We start from the raw sequence: 18903 nt of genomic DNA on the forward strand, positions 1-18903 counted from the left end.
AAAATACTTCAATCTCAGCCAACTACCGGCAAGGGGGCTAGCCCTACAAGGTCAACTAAGGCTTATGCTCCCAGCTCTTTCCGCATGCACACGCTGTTCGCTATGCCCACGTACTGCCCATAGTTGGGGGTGAGCGCGTAGCCGCAGCGCTGATAAAGGGCAATGGCCTCGGGCTGTCGCCGGCCGGTTTCGAGTACGCAGCTCGCGTAGCCCAGCTCGCCGGCCCAGCGCTCCAGCTCGGCCAGCACGGCCCTAGCCACGCCCTGCTGCCGCTGCGCGGGCTGCACAAACATGCGCTTGATTTCAACCAAATCGGCCGCGTATTCTTTGAAGGCGCCGCAGCCCACCGGCTGGTCGGCCTGATAGGCTACCACGGCGTGCCGGATGAGGTCAATCTTATTGTACTGGGCGTAGAATGTCGCTTCGGCGCCGTCGCGCGCAGCCAGCTCACGGTCGAGCAGCTGCACCAGGGTGCGGAAATCGGGGTTCTCGGAGGTAGTGCGGACGAGGCGAAGCATGGTAGGGTGATAAGCAGAATGCGGCGCAAAAATCAGGATTTTCGCCTTTATATTTCTACCAGCCAATAAAATATGGCGCAGGCCATTCGCCCGGTGCTACTCGTCTTCCTCTGCCAGGTCCTTGGCCTGCCGCTCGGCCAGCAGCCTAGCAGCCTCCCGGTTCACTTCCTCCCAGCTGAAGGGCCGCCACTGGTGGGTACGGGCATTAAAAACCTCGGTAGCAGCCGGGCAGGCCCACAGCTTGTAGTCGAACTTAGGGTAGTTGTGTACCAGGTAGCCGGGGTAGTAGTAGGCTAGCCCGTGGCGGCGGGCGTGCTCCAGCTTCAAGAGCATCAGGTACTTGCCCAGGCTGTGCTTGCGATAGGCAGGGTCATAAAAATTGACAATGCCGGCGATGCTGTCCGTCCCGTGGTCGAGGACGCCGGCGGCGATAAGGCGCTCGCCGTCGCGCACTTCCAGCACGTGGGTGTCGAAGATGTTGTGCGGGCTTCCTTCCAGCAAGAGGTCCCCTAGCGAGGGGTTGGCGTCAAAATCAATTGACTGATAATAAAGCGCATACAGCGCCTCGTATTCCGGCGTGAGCCGAAACGGCCGCACGGCTACCGTAAACTGCCCATTGAGCCGAAACAGCTGGCGCTGCTTGGGGCCGTAGTCGGCCCTGGCCACCGCCAGGCGCAGCCAGTGCGTGGTGTACACGCCGGTATCGAGGGGCAGGAAGTTGCAGGTGAACAGATTCTGCCCCATGCGGTAGTAGCCCTGGGCGAGGTAGTAATCCAGGAAATCGCCGGGCAGGCGGGACAGCGCAACACTCATACCCCCAAAACGTGGCTAGCCTTAAAACGTGCGCAGCGAGAGGCAGTAATCTTCCTTGCGGCGCATGGCCGTCTGGCTCAGCAAATCCTTGTCGTGGTAGCCTAGCAGGTGCAGCACGCCGTGAATCATGACGCGGTGCAGCTCGTCGCGAAAGCTGACATTCAGGTCCTTGGCGTTGTCGGCCACGCGCTCCACGCTAATGAAGATGTCGCCTTCCAGCACCTCCGCATCGTCGGCATTATCGAAGGTGATAATGTCGGTAAGCGTGTCGTGGTTGAGGTACTCTACGTTCAGCTTGTGCAGGTACTCGTCGGTGCAAAAGATGAACGTGAGCTGCGCGATGCGATACTCGTGCACCGCCGCAATGCGCTCAATCCAAGCCACCAGGTCTTCGGCATCGTGCAGGCCAAATTCGGGCACATCCTCTACTACGAATTCGATGCCGGGCGCCTCAAAGTAGCGCACGCCGGCGGCGGCGGGTACGCTCATGCGGCGGCGTGCTCAGCGGTTTCGGGGGTGCCGGGGTGCAGCGCAAACGTTAGCTCCAGGCGGCGGCCATCCTTGCTGAACTCGACCTCATCGGCGAGGTGGCGAATGAGGAAAATACCGCGCCCACCGGGATTTTCGAGGTTTTCGGGGGCCGTGGGGTCGTCGAGGTTGTTGAAGTCGAAGCCCGTGCCTTCGTCCTCAATCTCAAATTTCAGCTGATTCGGATTGACGTAGAGCGAGAGGTAGACGTTCTTGTCTTTGTCAAACTTGTTGCCGTGGCGGATAGCATTGTTTACAGCTTCCGTGACGGCCACCATGATATTCCCGTAGATGTCGTCCTCAATCTGGAACGTGTCCTTAGAATTATCAATGAAGCTCTCCACCACGCGGATATTTTCCACCAGCGACGGAATCTGAATTTTAACCTGCTTCATAAGGGGTAGCGAAGGAATAGAAAGGGCAGCGCGGCAAACGGGAGGGCAAAAGTAGAAAACTATGGGCAAAAAAACAGGCCGCGCCGTAGCACCGTGGTTTTCGGCCACTTGGCGCCGCACAGCCTGAATTTTATCGGTAGCAACCCGCCTCTACGTAACGATGTTGGCTGGGTTGCTAGTATGCTAGCGATTTTTTTGGAAATACTCGCTCACTTTCTGCTGATAGTAAGGAGTTAAAGTTGGTTGCTGCTGACGTAAAATTTCCGTTTGGCGGTCCGGAGCCGCCGCTTTGTACTTGTCGAAAGCCGGCGGGAACACCGGCGGATGGTTTTGGGCGGCCTGGGCCTCGCGCTTGGTATCCTGGTCGCGCTCGCGGGCCGATTTTTCGGCTTCGAGCAGGCGCGTCAGTATCTGGCGCTGGCGCCGGATGGTTTCTTCGGTGAGGCGCTTGTTTACGAGGTCGGTTTCGGTCTGCTCCATCATTTTCTTCATTTCGGCGGCGTTGCCGCCCCCGCCCTGGCCCTCTTTTTCCTGGCCGGGCTTATTGCCTTTGCCGTCCTTGCCGGCTTCTTTGCCACCCGGCTTGCTGCCGCCGGGCTGCATATTGCCCATTTGCTGCATGGCCTGGCGCAGCATCTGCTGCTGGCCGGCTAGCCTGGCCAGCTCCTGCGAGAGCGCGCGGCCGGTTTTTCCGCTTTGCTGCAATTGCTGAATCTGGTCGTTGAGCTGCTGCTGCATCTTGCCCAGGCTGCCGGGGCCGGGCGAGTTGCCTTTGCCCTTTTTCTTGCCCTTGCCGCTGCCGGGCTGGGGCGGGCCCTGGCCCTGGCCTTTCATCTGCTGCAGGGCCTGCTGCATCTGGTTGAGGGCATCGGAGAGCATGAGGGCCAGGTTATTAATGCTGGTCATGGCCTGCTGCTGGGTGGTGGTGGCACGGCCCACGTCGCGCTGCTTGATGTGCGTCAGGCTCTCGTCCATGCGGCCATTCATCTCGCCCACCTCGCGGGTCACGAAGCTCTGAATCTTGGGCTCGCGCTTGGCCAGGGCATACAGCGAGTCCTGGATTATCTGGGCGTCGTCGCGCAGCTTGCGCTGCGTCTGGCCTAGCTGCACAAAGCGCGGGTCGCTCTGGTCCACGGCCCGGAAATCCTTCATCAATTTCTCCTGGTCGAAGCTGAGCGTAACCAAGTTATCCAGAATGTCGCGCAGGTCGTCCACGTTTTGCTGGGCCTTCTGCTGCTCGTCGTCGCTCATCTGGTCCTTCATCTTCTGGGCCATTTTTTTCATGCGCTGGGCGGCGGCCTTCTGGCTCTGGCTAGCCTTCTGGTTCTGGTTTTTGCTGAGCTGCTGCTCGCCGTCCTGCATGTCCTGGTCGGTTTGCTGCTGGTCGGGCTTTTGCTCGTCCATGTCGTTCTGGTCGCCCATTTCCTTGTCCTGCTGCTTGAGGTCGGCGAGGTCTTTTTTCAGCTCCTCAAACTCCTGGCGCTTCTGGGCCTGCTCCTGCTGCAGCTGCTGGTTTTGGGCTTTTTGCTGCTCGGCGCTCTGCTTGTTGTCGGGGTTATTCTTGTCGTTTTCAGCCGTTTTCTCGGCCAGCTTTTCCTCTTCCTTGGCTAGCTGGTCGAGGCGGTCGGCGGTCTGCTCGGCCTTCTGCTCAAACTGCATCTGCTTGAACATTTCGAGGGCGCGGTCCAGCTCTTTCTGCAAGGTATTTTCCTTGTTTTCGAGCTGTTGCAGCAGCTTTTGCATTTCCGGGTCGGGCTGCTTTTGCTGGTCGAGCAGCTTTTGCAGCTTGTCGTAGAGCTTCTTGGTTTCGGGGTCGAGCAGGTCGCTCATGAGCTTTTTCAGCTCCTCGGCCTTCTGGGCCAGCTCCTCGCTTTTGGGGCTGAGCTGGTCCTGCTGCTTTTGCAGCTGCTCAAACTGCTGCTGCATGGCCTGCACCTGCTGGTCGAGCTGCTGCTTCTGCTCCAGCATGTCTTCGAGCTGCTTGCGGTCCTGGCGGCTTAGGTCGCGCTTGGTTTTGAGCTTGTCCTGGCTGCGGGCCAGCTCGCGCTCCAGCTGCTTGCTTTGCTTGGCGGCCGAACTGAGCTGGCTAGCCACCGAATTGGCCTGCGAGGCCAGCTGTTTGTCCAGCTCGCGCCGGCTGGGCAGCCGAAACTCCAGCGGCCGCGAGCGGGTGCTTTTCGGGCCGTGCACGCCGTCGTTGTCCACGGCTTCCACAAAATATTCAAGGCGGTCGCCGGGCTGCAGGGCCAGCGGCGCCAGGTTCCAGGTGTAGGAATAGGTGCCGCCCGCGCCGCCGGGCAGGGCCAGCGCCCGGCTGGCATAGCTGCCGCCGGCCTTCGAGCTGCCGCGGTGCAGGCGGTAGTGCAGGCGCAGGGCCGTGAGACCATAATCATCGGTAGCCGTGCCGCCCAGGGCCAGGTAGCGCAGCGAAGTCGTGTCCGAAAACGCCTCCACCGTGAGGCTGGGCGGGGCATCGGGCAGCACCGTGAGTTGGTAGGCAATGGGGTTGGCATTGGTAGCGGCCGCGTTGCGCAGCAGCACGAGGTAGGGCTGCGAGCGTAGCGCCCGGCGCTCGGCCACAAAGCTCTCGCCCTGCTGGCTGGCCTGCACCATCTCGGCGGGGTTGTCAAAGCGCAGGGCCAGCGCCTCGGTGGCGGCCGTGCTGAACTCCCAGCGCAGCTGGCTGCCCTCGGGCACGGTGAGGTTGCCGCCGTTGCGGATGGTTTCGGCCGGCCGGCCGGTGTAGGCGGGGTAGCTTACGCGCACCGTAAAGTCGCGCAAATCGGGCCGCTCCAGCACCGTCAGGTGGTACTCATCCGACACAAAACCCGCGCCGCTGAGCTGAAACGTGACGTCCTGGGCTGGCTGCTCGAAGGTGTAGCGAAACGCATCCTGGTGGCCGGGCACTTTGGCTAGGGGGCGCTCGGCGCCATCGGTGGTCAGCAGGCTGAGGCTGGCGGGCAGGGCTTTGCCAGCCACGGCCACCTCAAGGGTAAAGCTCTCACCCTTAAATACTTTCAGCTCCCGGTTCTTCACCACAAAACTAAACGGCGCGGGCCGCGAGTAGTGGCGCTTATAGTGCCAGATGCGACTGGTACTCTGGGTGATGAAGCCCGGAAAAAACGCCAGCGCCAGTAGCAGCACGGCCAGCGGCGGCAGCACGTACTTCCACAACGGGCGGCTTTGCTGTTGAATATCAATGCCCTGCGCAAACGACACGCCTTGCAGCTGCGCAGCGCGCTGCTCGAGGCTGGCCAGTAGCAGCTCGTTGCCCCTAGCCTGGCCTTGCAGCTGCAAGGCGTTCAGCAGGCGGTCCTGCACCTGCGGAAACAGCTCGCCCACCTGCCGGGCGGCCTGCTCGTCGCTGAGCAGGCGGCGCAGGTTGGCCAGCGCCGCCAGGGGCTGCCACAGCCAGCGCCCCGCCGCATACACGGCCAGGGCTAAAAAGCTGAACAGCAGCCCCGCCCGCACCGCCGTGGGCAGGTACAGGAAGTATTCGAGGGTATTAAATACCACGAACAGGCTCAGCAGCAGGGCCGCCGCTACCAGCCCGCCGCGCACCAGCAGGCTCAGGTAAAACTTGCGCTTGTAGGCAGCCAGCTCGGCCCGCACCTGGGCCAGAGCCGGAAAATCAGTCGAAGAAACCCCGGCGGCCGAAGCCGGCCGGTCCGCTACCATCGTCATAGGCTAAAGGGAGGGCGAACCTCATCGGGGCCCGCGCCGCAACAAGTTACACCCGCCCGGCCAACGATGGCGCGGGGCCTTCTGGTTCGGTAGCCAGGCAGCCGGGTCCGCTTTCAGGCCACCGGGCGCCCAACGGGCAGGCTAGCGGGCCGCCGGGCCGGCCGCCGGGCCCCGCTTTAGCCGGGCCAGGCGCCGGCCGAAGCGGCGCACGGCCCGGCCGTGCTGGCCGGCTTTGGTGGTGATGGCGAGCACGCCCAGGCGGGCCTCGTCGGGGCCTAGCTGCCGGGCCACGGGCGCTTTCAGCACCTCTATGCTGGCAATATCGCCGGGGTTGAGGCTAGCCAGCCGGGTAGAGTCGAGGCGCCGGCCATCGAGGTAAATTACCGACCTGAGGCCGCTGGGCCGGGGTCCATCCAGGGTAATGCGCCGCGAATTAGGCCAAGCTTTGGCCGAATCCTGAATGGTGAGGCCGGTAGCCGGGGCCGTTTGCGCTCCGGCCGGGGGCGCCATTAGCCAGCCGGCCAGCAGCAACCCGGCGAGTAGGCCGCTACTTGGCAGGCTAAAAACAGCGCAAAAAGAGCAGTGCATAGGCCGGCAAATTAGTCAGCGGCCGAGTTGGGTTGGCCGCGAGCCCGTGCAAAAGCCGATGCGTTGCAGACGCCCCTGCCGGTCACTGCCCTTTTCAAACCGCTACTTTGCAAACACGCTTAGGACGAGCTGCACTTTTTCATCGTGCGCAAAGGCGGCCGCCTGCGTGCCCTTCAGCACATCCATGCGCGTAATGGCTTTGGGGTCGAGCGCGGCAACTGCCTCGCGGGTCGACGCTTTGCCGTTGAGGAAATAAGCTGCGCTGGCGGGCAGCTTCGCCACTTGCTGAGCCAGGGCATTGGCATCGGGCGTGCTGCCCAGGTGCTGGCGGGCATTGAAAGCCACTACATCGGGGCGGTGCTCGTTCTGCTTGGTCGTCACAACCAGTACGCCCGCCGCACTGGCGCCAGGGTCGTAGTCGCGGGCTTCGTCGCCTTTTAGCACGTTAATGCTGGCAATATCCTGCGGCTTGAGCCGGTGCAAGGCAATAGAATCCTGGCGCTGCGCGTCGATGTAAATAAGGGCGTTTGACACCTTAAGTGGCTGATTGGCCGTGCTGCCGGGACCTGGCTGCTCAGCTTTTTGCGAGCAGCCGCTGCCAAAAGTGAGCGCCAACAACAGGGGTGCCGCCAGCAGGCGGCCTAGTGGGCTGGTAGCAAGGGTAGGTTGCGTAGGCATGAAATAAGAATGTGAAAAAGAGGTTTTTACAAACTGCTTATCGGCAAGAGAGCGTAGCTTCCCTACTGCGCCACAAAATCGCCCTGCGGCGTGAAGAGCACGTAGAACGGCCGCCGCCCCCGCACCAGCTGCACCTGGTACCTGACCTCGCCCGTCGATTTGCGCTTCACCTCCGTCACCTCGCCGCTCAGGCGCGCATCGGGGTAGTGGCTCGTGATGTAGGCCAGCGCCTTGGGCACCACCGCGTTTACCTGCGCCGGCGAGTAGGTGTAGGCAGCGCTCAGGTTGGCCTGCTCGGCCAGGGCCAGCACGGCGGGGGCATTGGCGTTGGCCTTGGTGGTGACGGCTACCACGCCGGGCGCGGCGCTCTTGAAAACCCGGCTCACCGTGGCGGGGTCTTTCACCACGTCGATGCTGCTAATGCTGCTAGGGTCCAAAGCTTTAAAAGCCGCCTGCGTGCTGGGCTGGCCATCGAGGTAGTATAAGGCATTGGCGAGGGGCGCCTGCTGGCCCAGCGTTGGCCCGGCCTGCGCCCGCGCCCCCGAGTAGCCCAGCGCCAGCGCCACCAAAAGGGGCGCGGCCAGCAAATAGCGGCCTAGCTGGCCAGTAGTAGAGGCTGGTTGATTGAGCATGGTAATGCGGTTTTTGAGGGTGAGAAATGAAAAGTGAAATGCCAGGGCCGGGGCCGGCACGCCGCCCGGCTGCTGGCGCAGCAGGCTGTACTGGTAGGCCCGGCGGTCGAGGCCGGAGCGCAGAGCCGCCTGGTCGGCCAGGTACTCCAGGTTGTCGAGCACGGCGCGGCGCAGCAGCCAGGCGGCGGGGTTGGGCCAGGCCAGGGCCGTGGCCAGCTGGGTCAGCAGTACATCCAGCGTATGGTGCTGGCGCACATGGGCTTGCTCATGCAGCAGGGCAGCGGGCAGGCTAGCCGCATCGGCCAGGGCGCACGCGCTCAGGTAAATGGTGCGGCCAAACGAGAACGGCCCGCCCGCGCCCGGCAGCACCCGCACCGGCTGCCCCAGCACCACGGCGGGCCGGCTGCGCCGCCGCACCAGCGCCAGGCTGCCAAGCTGGCCCAGCAGGCGCAGCAACAGCAGCCCCGTGCCTGCGGCATACAAGCCCAGCGCCAGCCCTTGCCAGCTTAGGCCAGCGGTTGCGGCGGTAGCGCGCCCAGCCGCCAGCCCGGCCCCCGGCGCTACCACGGCAGTGGGCAGCAGCGCCACACGCGCGGGCAGTAGCGCCGGCACCGGCAGGGCCGGATACACCGCCGCAAACAGCAGGGCCAGCGCCAGATAAGCGCGGTTGAGCCCGAAAAATGTGAGCCGGCGCAGCAGCCCGTAATAGGCCGCCGCAAAGAGGGCTAGCACCACATTGGCCTTCAGCAAGTAGAGAAGAAGGAATTCCATCGCTACCCGGGCTTTTGGTTTTCGATGAGCCGGATAATCTCCTGCAAATCTTCGGCGCTCACCTTCTCCTCCTTGGCAAAAAAGGAAACCAGCTCCTTGTACGAGTCGCGAAAATGCTCGCGCACCAGTGCCCCCAGCGAGCGCCGCTGATAGTCCTCGGCGCTCACCAAGGCCGCGTAGCGAAACGAGTTGCCGAGCTTTTCGGCCTGCACGTACTGCTTGCGCTCCAGGTTGCGCAGCGTGCTGGCCAGGGTGGTGTAGGGCGGCGCAGGCGTGGGCAGCAGCGCCAGCACGTCCTTCACAAAGGCCGGGCCGGTGTGCCAGAGGGCGCGCAGGGCGTCCTCCTCGGGTTGGGTAAGGCGTTCCATTTGCAGAGTTTTACGAAATTTTCGTAATAGTACGAATATTTCGTAAATCAACTTACTCTGGCAAATAGCTTTTTACATTGCAACCCGCAAAAAGCGCTGATTTTTGCTGAAAACGCGCTTTTTTACTTGAAAATTTTTTCTGATAAAACGCTCCTCGCCTGGCTAGGCGCCACTGCCGGGGGCGGGCTGGTGCGCCTGCAGCCAGCGAATAGCCGCGCCCTCCTCGCCAAAGAAATCGAGGGCATAGGGCGCGTCGTTGTAGGCCTCGGGCGGCGCGTAGTCGGGGGCCTCCACAATCTGGCGGTGCATGGCGGGGCTGAAGAGGTAGGCCACGTACAGGCGCTGGCCCAGGCGGCGGGCCACGGCGGGATAATAGTCTTCGAGCAGCCAGCGCTTGGTTTGCTGGTCGGGCGAGGCGCGGCGGCGCAAGTCCTGCAGCCAGAAGCGGCAGTTGGTGGCCACGGCCACATCGGCCAGCTCCTGGTAGCAGGGGCGCAGGGCGGCCGGCTGCTCGGGTTGGTAGCGCCAGCGGCCCAGCAGCACCCCCAGGTCGGGGCGCGAGGTAAGCTCCAGCAGCGGCGGCAAAGAAGAAGAGTCGGGCATACAGCAGCGAAGCAAGGTAAGCGCCTCGGCTACTCTAACGAAATCAGTGCCCGCTGGGTGCCCCGGCCGCCGGCAGCGTGGTGGCCGCCGGCAGGCGCCGCAGCGGCCCCACGGCCACCAGCAGGGCTAGCAGCGTAAGCCCTGCCCCTACCAGAAACGGCATCCCCGGAAAATAAAGCGGCGCCCGGGGCCGCGTGAAATAGGCAAACAGGCTCGTCATCAGCAGCGGCCCCACCACGCCGGTGGCGCTGATGAGCGAGGTGAGGGCGCCCTGTAGCTCGCCCTGCTCATTGGGCGGTACCTGGCCCGAAATGCTGCCCTGCAAGGCCGGCCCCGCCAGCCCGCCCAGCGCAAAAACCCCCGTAAAGGCAAACATCATCCAGCCCTGCGAGGCATACGCAAACAGCACAAAACCCAGAATGTAAAACGCCATACCCACCAGCACGGCCCGCGCCGCCCCTAGCTTCGGGATAAGCACCCGCACCAGCCCGCCCTGCACAATGAGCGCGCCTAGCCCCACCGCGCCCAGCGACCAGCCAATGAGGGTTTCGGTGAAGTGAAACTTGAGGATGGTGTAGAACGTCCAGACCGATTGGGTGGCCGAGCCCGCCAGGTACAGCAGCACCAGGGCCACCACCAGGCCGATAATCTGCGGGTAGTGCCCTAGCCGCGCCAGCGAGGCCACGGCATTGGCCCGCGCCCACTCGAAGGGCCGGCGCTGCGCGGCCGGCAGCGACTCGGGCACCAAAAAGAAGCCGTAGAGGAAGTTGCACAGGCTGAGCGCCGCCGCTACTACAAACGGCACCCGCGGCCCAAAATGCGCAAACATCCCCCCTAGCACCGGCCCGATGATGAAGCCCAGCCCGAAGGCCGCCCCCACCAGCCCAAAGTTTTGGGCGCGCTTTTCGGGCGGGCTCACGTCGGCAATGTAAGCCGTGGCCGTGGTGAAGCTAGCCCCCGTGATGCCCGCGATGATGCGCCCCACAAACAGCCAGGCAATGGTCGGGGCCAGGGCCAGGAAAATATAGTCGCACCCCAGCCCCAGCAGCGAGGCCAGCAGCACCGGCCGCCGCCCAAAGCGGTCGGAGAGCCCGCCCACCACGGGCGCAAACGCGAATTGTGCCGCCGCGTAGGCAAACGTCAGGTAGCCCGCGTATTGCGAGGCCCGGCTCACGCCCTCACCCGTGAGCTGCTCAATCAGCTTGGGCATCACCGGAATAATAACCCCTAGCCCGATGACGTCGATAAGAATCGTGACGAAAATGAAGGCGAGGGCCGCCGGGCGCTTAGGTGACATAGGGTGCAGGCATCAAAATACGGCTTGCAAGCTACGCCGCCTGCCCGCGTACCCGGTGAAAACAGCAGCCAGGCAGGCCGGTAAGAAGCTCGGCCATAGCCTGATACCGCACCGAAAAGTAAAAAAACGTTTTTTCCCTCACCCCAGCCCTTCCTGCTTCCAATGGCCATCCAACGGTATGCTGACGGCTTCGGTAACCAGTTTCCGAGCGTCGGCGGCAGCTTCAGCACCAGCCGCCAGCTCTCGGAGCGCCTGGGCCAGCAGGCCACCGATGTGCCCGTAGAGGACAGCGGCAACGGGCAGGCTAGTGCCAGCAACGGCTAGCCGCCGCCGCTTCGCAAAGCAGCGCGGGCGCATGAATGCGGAAAATTGCAGCTTCGGTTGAAAAATTTAGACTTGATTATCAGCAGTTCAGACGCGTTGCCTGCTCTTTTACCGGGCCGGGCCTTGCAGGGCCGGGTTTTTTAGCTACCTTTGTACTCCCAAACAATGCGGGGTGGAGCAGTTGGTAGCTCGTTGGGCTCATAACCCAAAGGTCACTGGTTCGAGTCCAGTCCCCGCTACTAAAAAGGCCGTTTTCCTAGTGAAAACGGCCTTTTCTTTTTTGCGCGGGCCAGCTCGCACAAGCTGCTGAGTTTATTAAATGCCGGCTTAACTTTTGGCAAGGGCCGCCCCGTTGCGAGCCGGGCCCGGCGGCTGGCAGCACGCATAGCTTGCGCAACAGAATGGCAGCCAGTGGGCTACAACCGGGATTGGGGCCGGGACAGCAGGCAGCCCCCGGGCCTGGTGAGCCAGGCCGAACCAAGGATTTTGCAGAACAGGTATTTATACCTGGTTAGGCCAGGGCGGCCAGCACCTTGCTTTGTGGGTGGGTGGCCGGGCCACAACGCAGTAGCCCGGTTCTTCCTTCCCTTTTCCTATGGCCAATCGTGCCTATGCCGTGCTTTACCGGCCCCTCGATGACTCCGCCGCCCCCGAACAGGCGTGGCTGTATTATCCCATCAAGAGCGCCCAGGATGCCCACTACCCGGGTATGCCCCAGTTTTTTGGCGGCGTGAAGCACCCCGAAGAAAGCGATTGGCAGGCCCTGGCCCGCACCGTGGCGCACCAAACCGAAGGCCGCCTGAGCCTGGAGCCGGGCGGGCTGCACCTGGTGCACACCAGCCAGGATGGCCTGGGCCACCAGGCGCACTTTTACGTGGCGCGGCACTGGCAGGGCGACGATGTGCCGGGCGCCTTGCCGCCCGGCGGCGAGATGCAGGCCATTGGGCAGTTTCTGGCCCTGCCCGATGCCGGCGACCAGGTGCCGCACCTGCTTAGCCGCCAGGGTATTGCGCCCACGGCCGCCTTTGCCGAGTCGGCGGGGTGGGTGGCGTTTGACAAGGCCCTGGCCTGGACGGAGGAGCGCCTGGAGGGCAACGAGGGGCAAGGCAACCCCAACGCGCCCGAGCTGATTCCGGGGGCGTCGTCGCTGGGCTTTACCATCAACCTGGTGAACGCCGCCTCGCCCGCCGCCGTGCTGACGCGGGCCGTGAACCTGGGCACCGGCACGGGCACAAACGTGACCCCGTTTGCCATTACCTACGTGGTGCCGCCCAACGTGAGCTATGGGCACTACAGCGGGGCCACGAAGGCATTTAAGGCCTTCTCCTCGCGCGAGGAGTACAGTGAGTTTATGGCCAGCGAGGTAGGCCTGAAGGGTACGGGCTGGGGCTTCAAGGCCAAATTCGACGCCTCGTACTCGTCGCTGACCAAAACGCAGGCCGTCACGGCCTACGGCCTGGTGCACAACTACGTGGATGAGTGGACGCTAGCCCTCAACTCGCTGCAGGGCCTGGACCTTGACCCGCAGTTTGGAGCGGATTTGAAGCAGCTGCCCGCCGTTTTCGACGCCACTACCCAGCAGCGGTTTTTCGATTTCTTCAACAAGTACGGCACCCACGTTATTACCGGCGTGCGGGTGGGCGGCAACCTGCGCTACGAAACCACCAGCTCGTCGTTTAGCGAGCTGACGACCGAGAAAGCGGAAGCCAGCCTGACGGCGGAGTACAGGTCGGCCTTTGTTACGGCCAAGGCCGAAGCCGAAGCCGAGTGGAAAAAGATTGACAACAAGTGGCTGACCAACCGCACGGCCAACCTCCGCACCGAGGGCGGCGACCACGCGGCCCTCGACAGCGCGCTGCTGCCCCAGGACCTGAGCAAGCCGGTGAACTACCAGCCGCTGGCGCAGGCCTGGAGCGAGTCGCTGAAGACGCGGCCCTCCGTGGTGGGCACCACCCTGCAGCCCCTAACCAACGTGGCGCCCCTAACGCAGCGCGAGGCGCTTTCGGATGCCCTGGAACTGTATCTGAACACCGGCATCCGGGTTTACAGCTCCCTGACCGTGGCGCGCGGCACCGGCGCCTACAAGCCCAGTGCGGGCGCCTGGTCGATGGTTATCGGCAGCCAAACCCTGGCGCCGGCCCACCGGCCCGACCTGGCCCACCAGCAGTACGCCCTCTACTGGCTGGTGCTAGCCGATGCCCTGGGCAACGTGGTATTTGATGAGAGCGATACCTCCGGCGACCCCGATGCCTTTGATGCCCTGCTCAAGCGGGCCCAGCAGGCCGCCGGCCAGCAAAAGCTCTGGGTGGCGCTGGTGGTAACGGCAGAGCACGCCCACGCCCTGAGCGCCAACGCGCTGGCCTGGCTCGATAGCTGCGGCGTGAAGCTGCGCACCTGGTCGGGCTACCCCGGCTGGCCCAACCAAGTGTCGGCGGTGGGCAAAACCAACTATCCCTCGTTTCCCGGCGCCTTTCACCTGGTGATGGGCCCCGAGCACCACGGCACCGCCCCCGAAACCGACGTGTGCGTGGCCGAGCTGCCGCTGTTTGCCAAGCTGTAGCCACCCGGCCCAGCCATTTTTTCAGGAAGAGCGGGGCCTCAGGCGATGTCCCGCTCTTTGCTTTTTCCCTTTAGCGTGGCGCACGTTCTGCTTGTTTCGCACACCGCCCGGCCCACGGGCTTTGGCCGGGTGGCCATTGGCATTGCCACGGCCCTGGCCGAGGCCGGGCACCGGGTGCAGGTGCTGGGCGTGGGGCTGGCCCAGGCCGGCGACACGTGGGCGGGGCAGGCCGAAAACCCCTTTGATATGGCCTGCACCAGTGCCCTGCGCGAGTGGGTGCGCGCCACCCCGCCCGAGGCGGTGCTGCTGATTGGGGTGGGCACGCTCTCGGCCTGGCAGGCGGCGCGCCTGCGGCGCGATGGCTACGCGGGCCCGCTCGTGGCCTACGTGCCGGTAGAGGGCGCCATCCACGACCCTAGCCGGCTGGCCGGGCTGCTGGCCTGCACCGAGGTGGTGGCCTACCACGCCGCGGGCGCCGTCGCCCTGGCCGGTGCGCTGGGGCCGGGGTGCCCGGTGTCGTGGCTCTACCACGGCGTCGAAACCCCGGCGGCGGGCCTGGCGCCGCTGCCCCGGCCTCAAGTGCGCACGCAGCTGCTGCCGGGCCTAGCCGCTCACGCTGCCCACACCTGGGTGCTGAACGCCAACCGCCACGACCTGCGCAAAAACCCCGAGCTGACGCTGCGGGCCTTTGCCGAGGTGGTGGCCGCCGCGCCCGCTACTACCCTGCTGCTGCACGGCACGCCCCAGCGCCCGGGCCTCGACCTGCGCCGCGAGCGCGACCGCCTGGGCCTGCGGGCCCACGTGGTGTTTACCGAAGACGAGCTGCCCCGGCCCTGGGCCGAGGCCCAGCTCACGGCGCTTTACCAATGCTGCGAAATCGGCGTGAGCTCGGCCCTGGGCGAGGGCTTCGGGCTCATTGCCTTTGAGCACGCCCAGCAAGGCGGCGCCCAGCTGCTGCCGGCCCACGCCGGCCTGCGCGAAATCTGGGGCACGGCCCCGGCCTGGGTGCCCGTGGCGGGCGCCCGCTTTCTCGACGAAGTATTTACCGGCCAGGAGCCCGACCCCGCGGCCTTCGCCGCTGGGCTGCTGCAACTGGTGCAGCAGCCGCTGCTAGCCCGCGCCAACGCGGCGGCCTGTGCCGCCCGCGCCCACCACGCCTGCTTTAGCTGGGCCACGGTAGGCAGGCACTGGCAGGCCCTGGTGGCGCGCCTGCTAGGGGCGGCTCACCGCCGGGAGGTTGGCGAGCCAGCCGGGCGGCCCGCGTAGCTGCGGCCCCCCCCGCGATGCGTAGCTGCCCCCGGGCGCTGGCTTACCCAGGAAGCCGGCCGGCGCGCTGCTTCTGCGTCCCGGCCGCCTCCAGGCAGCCGCGAGTTGATGCCAGCGGACTTTATCGACGCAACGCTTCTGCGCCCCGGCCGCCCCGCCCGCCGCAGGCGGGCAGGCAAGGGCATTTGCTACTTATCAATTGCTTGGTTATCAAATAAAAATACCTACGATGGCAGCGTCCAGTAGATGGTGAAGGTGGTGCCTTCGCCCACAGTGCTGGCTACTTCCACGTGGCCGCCGTGGCTGTGCACAATGCGCTGCACCAGGTACAGCCCCACGCCCGTGCCCTCGATGTGGGCGTGCTGGCGCACAAAAAGCTGGAATATCGGCGTCCGGGGGTCGGTTAGCTCCATGCCCAGGCCGTTGTCGCGCACTTCCAGCACGGGCTCGCCGGCCGGGGTGTAGTAGCTGCGCAGCACAATGTGCGGCGGCCGGTCGGGGTGATTGAATTTGAGGGCGTTGCTCACCAGGTTGTGCACCACCGAGCGCAGGTTGGCCCGGCCGTAGACCAGGCCCGGCGCCTCGGCCACGTCGATGTCGAGCTGGGCGTCGCGGGCCTGGGCCTGGGGGCGCAGGCCTAGCAGCACTTCTTCCAGAATCAGGCCCAGGTCGAGCACCTCCACGGGGTCTTGCTGGGCGCGCTGGGTTTGCACGGTCACGGCCAGGTCGTGCAGGGTGGTGTCGAATTGGGTGAGGGCGCCATCGACCATGCCCAGCAGCAACTCCTGCTCGGGGTCGGCGAAGGTGGCCGTGCGCCGCAGCTCGTCGAAGAGCCCGCGCAGGTTGAGGGCCGGCTGGCGCAAATCGTGCGAGGCCGCATACACGAAGGTGTCGAGGTCGTGGTGGGCGCGGGCCAGCTCGTCGTACTGGGTTTGCAGCACCTGGCGCAGCAGGTTTTGGTCGTGCACATCGGTGCAGGTGCCAAACCAGCGCAGGGCTAGCCCATCGGCCAGCTTGCGGGCCCTGATGATGTGCCAGCGGTAGCTGCCGTCGTGGCGGCGCATCCGAAACTCGCCCTCGTAGGGCGCGCTGCTGGCCACGCACTGCACCCAGCGGCGGGCGGCCTCGGCCTGCTCGCTGGGGTGCAGCAGGCTTATCCAGCCGGTGGGGCCCAGCTCGTCCTTGCTCAGGCCCGAGTACTCGGCGGTATAGCGGTTGTAGTAGTCGATAAACCCCTCGGCGGTGGCCGTCCAGATAAGCTCCGGAATGCTGTCGGCCAGGAAGCGCAGCTCGGCCTCGCCCCGGCGCAGGGCCTCGGCCAGCTCGCGCTGGTCGTGCACCTCGGTAAGGGCGCCGTGCCAATACGCGGGCGGGTCGGGGGGGTGCACCTCGGGCAGGGCGCGGCTCAGCAGCCAGCGATACTGACCATCGAAGCGGCGCAGGCGGTACTCGTAGTTCCAGCCGGTGCCGGTGCGGCGGGCGGTTTCGGCCTCGTAGAGCACCCGCAGGCGGTCATCGGGGTGAATGAGCAGCGGCCAGATGGCCGTGAGGTCGGCCGTGGGCGGCTGGCCCGTAAAGCGGTACCACTGGGGGCTGGCGTAGGTGCAGCGCCCCTGCGCATCGAGGGTGTAGGTGATGAGCGGGGCCGTTTCGGTGAGCACGCGCAGGCGGGCATCGAGGCGCCGCGTAACGAGGGCCAGCTCGTGGGCCTGCCGGCGGGTGTCTTCCTGCTCGCTCACGTCAATGGCCAGCAGCAGCAGGCCGGCTACCTGCCCCTGCTCGTCGCGGTAGGGCTCCAGGGCCAGGTCGAAGTAGCGCGGGTCGGCGCACCCGGCGCCCGGGGCGGGGGCGCACACGCAGGCCTTGGCCACGTAAGGCTCGCCGGTGGCATACACCTGCGCCAGCACTTCGAGCAGGGCCGGGGGCAGGCTGCCCGCGTGCTCGGCAATGCGCTGGCCCGCCGCTTCGGGGCCCACCAGCGCGTGCATGGCTTCGTTCACGAAGCCGTAGCGCAGTGCGGGGCCTTCCAGGGTGGCAACGCCGGCGGGCAGCTGGCGCAAAAGCTGTGGAAAGGGAATGGTGGCCATGCAGGCTTGCACTTTCACCAGGAAGCGCAACTACGTAAAGAGTGAGAATCAACAGAAAGATACAGCCCTGGGCGCAATTGGCGCCGCAGCCAGGCTAGTGAACCGGCCGGTCGGCAAAGGCCTGCTGATAGGGCGTGGTGGGGTCGGGGCCGAAGACGGCCAGCCGCACCAGCTCGACCAGCGTAGTGTCGGCAATGCTCAGCGTATCGGGCAGGGGCGGCGTGTGCTGGGGCAGAAAAAACCCCTGGAGTAGGGTAAAGCCCTCGGGTGCCAGGGGGTGAAACGCCATCGACCACTCGGCAAAGCTGCGGCTGGTAATGGGCCGGTCGATGAGCTTTTGCACGTGCGAGTGGCGGCCATCGCGGGCGATGCGCGCAAACAAGGCGTCGGCAATAGCCGGCTCGCCCTCAAAAAGCTGGGCAATGTTGCCGTGGCTGTAAAACAGGATGCCCGTGATGCCGTGCCGCTCGTTGTCGCGGCGGCACTGCATAAGCAGGCTCTCCAACTCCTGGTCGCTGAGCGGGTGCACCGCTCGGCTGATGTACACAATATGCTTCATACCGAAAAGAACAATCGGGGTTAGTACGCAGCTGGCGGGTGCCACGTTTGCTGGCCGCCCGCCGTTAGCCGTTAACAGAGCGCCCGGGGTTAGCAGCGGGGCTTTAGTAAAATTGGGTAAGCCGCCGCTTGGGCAACGAGCTAAGCAGCGCCGAAGCCCTGTGCTGCTGGCCCCGCTTGCTGGCCCGGCGCCCGCTAGCCCGGCCCGGGGCCCTCGGCACCATTAAGCATAAACTCACGCAGGCGGTTGATGTGGCGCTTTATCTCGGCCACGCGCTCGGCCTGCTGCGCGCTCCAGGGCCCCTGGTCGTGGCTGGCCATGCTGCTGAGCAGGTTTTTGCGCTCTTCCAGCATGCGCAGGGCCACCCACAGGGTTTCTTCCAGCTCGTGCTGCGAGCTTTCGGCCAGGGCCTCGGCCGTGAAGGCGTGGCCGGTGTGGCAGCGGTAGCGCAGCACGCTGCCTTTGTTTACCTCCCAGAGCGAACCACCGCAGTCGGGGCAGGTGAGGGGCACCTGGTGCCCTAGCTGGGCGGCCTGCTCGGTGCTGCCCACAATGCGCTCGGCAATGGCGGCTTCCAGCTTCAGGTCGGCCGGAATGGCCGCCACAGGGGTAAAAGAGCCGGCCGGGGCGCTCACCAGCCGAAGCAGCAGGGCGCCCATCTCATCGATAGGCACTACGTGGTCGATGGCCACATGGCGCAGCGCGCTCTCGGGCATGCTCGGAAATTCGGCGTCGGCCGGGCTTTGCACCACGGTGGTGCCGCCGCAGCGCTTCACAAAGTCGAGGCCCGCCGTGCCGTCGTGCAGCATCCCCGTGAGCACCACCCCCACCACGTGCGAGTCGAACTCGACGGCCGCCGAGCGAAACAGGGCGTCGGCGGCGGGCCGGAAGCTGTTTTCGCGCGGGCCCTTGGTTACCAGCAGGTGGTGGCCCTTCACCAGCAGATGGTAGTCGGGCGGGGCCAGGTACAGGTAGCCAGCCTCAATGGCGGCGCCGGGAGTGGCTAGCTGGCAGCGCAGGGCGGTGTGGCTGGCCAGCCGGGCCACCAGCGGCTCGCCCGTCGAGTCGGGCGAGAGGTGCTGCACCACGAGCACGGCGGCCGGCAGCGTGGCCGGCAGCTGCGCCACCAAGCGCGTGAGGGCCGGCATGCCGCCGGCCGAAGTACCAATAACGATAAGATGCGGAGGGCTAGCCACGGAGGGTAACAAAAAACATACAGGGCAAAAGGGCCA

The 18903-nt window shown here is 65.0% G+C and carries 17 protein-coding genes and 1 tRNA gene; 4 read left to right on the forward strand and 14 right to left on the reverse strand.

The window, feature by feature from the left end; translation table 11 throughout:
• Positions 1 to 62: 62 nt before the first annotated feature.
• The 11 genes from Q5H89_RS05850 to Q5H89_RS05900 form a co-directional block, all read right to left on the reverse strand.
• On the reverse strand, positions 63 to 518 hold the full coding sequence (locus Q5H89_RS05850) for a GNAT family N-acetyltransferase (RefSeq protein ID WP_305018366.1): 456 nt from the start codon (positions 516 to 518) through the stop codon (positions 63 to 65).
• Positions 519 to 614: 96 nt separating this feature from the next.
• The gene (locus Q5H89_RS05855) at positions 615 to 1331 is read right to left on the reverse strand and encodes a GNAT family N-acetyltransferase (RefSeq protein WP_305018367.1); all 717 of its coding nucleotides are present in this window, start codon (positions 1329 to 1331) and stop codon (positions 615 to 617) included.
• A 21-nt stretch (positions 1332 to 1352) separates the two neighbouring features.
• A complete protein-coding gene (gene ybeY / locus Q5H89_RS05860; protein WP_305018368.1) occupies positions 1353 to 1820 on the reverse strand; it encodes an rRNA maturation RNase YbeY in 468 nt (155 codons plus the stop codon).
• Positions 1817 to 2254 carry an ATP-binding protein gene (locus Q5H89_RS05865; RefSeq protein WP_305018369.1) on the reverse strand — a complete coding sequence of 146 codons (438 nt, stop codon included), beginning with the start codon at positions 2252 to 2254 and terminating at the stop codon, positions 1817 to 1819. The genes ybeY and Q5H89_RS05865 overlap by 4 nt, the downstream gene beginning before the upstream one ends.
• Before the next feature lie 183 nt (positions 2255 to 2437).
• Positions 2438 to 5938, reverse strand: a complete 3501-nt coding sequence (locus Q5H89_RS05870; protein WP_305018370.1) for a DUF4175 family protein — start codon at positions 5936 to 5938, stop codon at positions 2438 to 2440.
• 141 nt (positions 5939 to 6079) lie between these two features.
• The gene (locus Q5H89_RS05875; RefSeq protein ID WP_305018371.1) at positions 6080 to 6448 is read right to left on the reverse strand and encodes a TonB-dependent receptor plug domain-containing protein; all 369 of its coding nucleotides are present in this window, start codon (positions 6446 to 6448) and stop codon (positions 6080 to 6082) included.
• Positions 6449 to 6628: 180 nt separating this feature from the next.
• Entirely contained in the window at positions 6629 to 7204 is a 576-nt protein-coding gene (locus tag Q5H89_RS05880) for a hypothetical protein (RefSeq protein ID WP_305018372.1), read from the reverse strand.
• A gap of 62 nt (positions 7205 to 7266) precedes the next feature.
• Positions 7267 to 8607, reverse strand: a complete 1341-nt coding sequence (locus Q5H89_RS05885; RefSeq protein WP_305018373.1) for a M56 family metallopeptidase — start codon at positions 8605 to 8607, stop codon at positions 7267 to 7269.
• Between the two features lie 2 nt (positions 8608 to 8609).
• Positions 8610 to 8975 (reverse strand): BlaI/MecI/CopY family transcriptional regulator, encoded by a 366-nt coding sequence (locus Q5H89_RS05890; protein ID WP_305018374.1) that lies wholly within the window; start codon positions 8973 to 8975, stop codon positions 8610 to 8612.
• A 162-nt stretch (positions 8976 to 9137) separates the two neighbouring features.
• Positions 9138 to 9578, reverse strand: coding sequence for a hypothetical protein (locus Q5H89_RS05895; protein WP_305018375.1), 441 nt, complete (start codon positions 9576 to 9578; stop codon positions 9138 to 9140).
• 43 nt (positions 9579 to 9621) lie between these two features.
• A complete protein-coding gene (locus Q5H89_RS05900; RefSeq protein ID WP_305018376.1) occupies positions 9622 to 10875 on the reverse strand; it encodes a TCR/Tet family MFS transporter in 1254 nt (417 codons plus the stop codon).
• 162 nt (positions 10876 to 11037) lie between these two features.
• Here Q5H89_RS05900 and Q5H89_RS05905 point away from each other — a divergent pair, with 162 nt between their 5' ends.
• The 4 genes from Q5H89_RS05905 (at position 11038) to Q5H89_RS05920 (ending at position 15025) form a co-directional block, all read left to right on the forward strand.
• Positions 11038 to 11199 carry a hypothetical protein gene (locus Q5H89_RS05905; protein ID WP_305018377.1) on the forward strand — a complete coding sequence of 54 codons (162 nt, stop codon included), beginning with the start codon at positions 11038 to 11040 and terminating at the stop codon, positions 11197 to 11199.
• Positions 11200 to 11365: 166 nt separating this feature from the next.
• A tRNA-Met gene (locus Q5H89_RS05910) sits at positions 11366 to 11438 on the forward strand.
• 356 nt (positions 11439 to 11794) lie between these two features.
• Positions 11795 to 13759: an MAC/perforin domain-containing protein gene (locus Q5H89_RS05915; RefSeq protein ID WP_305018378.1), complete on the forward strand. Its 1965-nt coding sequence runs from the start codon at positions 11795 to 11797 to the stop codon at positions 13757 to 13759.
• A 75-nt stretch (positions 13760 to 13834) separates the two neighbouring features.
• Complete coding sequence (locus Q5H89_RS05920; protein WP_305018379.1) at positions 13835 to 15025, forward strand: glycosyltransferase; 1191 nt, start codon at positions 13835 to 13837, stop codon at positions 15023 to 15025.
• A gap of 224 nt (positions 15026 to 15249) precedes the next feature.
• On the opposite strand, the gene Q5H89_RS05925 is transcribed toward Q5H89_RS05920, so the two are convergent.
• The 3 genes from Q5H89_RS05925 to Q5H89_RS05935 form a co-directional block, all read right to left on the reverse strand.
• Positions 15250 to 17112, reverse strand: coding sequence for a PAS domain-containing sensor histidine kinase (locus Q5H89_RS05925; RefSeq protein WP_305018380.1), 1863 nt, complete (start codon positions 17110 to 17112; stop codon positions 15250 to 15252).
• A gap of 94 nt (positions 17113 to 17206) precedes the next feature.
• Entirely contained in the window at positions 17207 to 17671 is a 465-nt protein-coding gene (locus tag Q5H89_RS05930; protein ID WP_305018381.1) for a BLUF domain-containing protein, read from the reverse strand.
• A gap of 194 nt (positions 17672 to 17865) precedes the next feature.
• Positions 17866 to 18879, reverse strand: a complete 1014-nt coding sequence (locus tag Q5H89_RS05935; protein WP_305018382.1) for a chemotaxis protein CheB — start codon at positions 18877 to 18879, stop codon at positions 17866 to 17868.
• Positions 18880 to 18903 lie beyond the last annotated feature (24 nt).

This window comes from Hymenobacter cheonanensis (genome assembly GCF_030581075.1).
Classification (GTDB): Bacteria; Bacteroidota; Bacteroidia; order Cytophagales; family Hymenobacteraceae; genus Hymenobacter.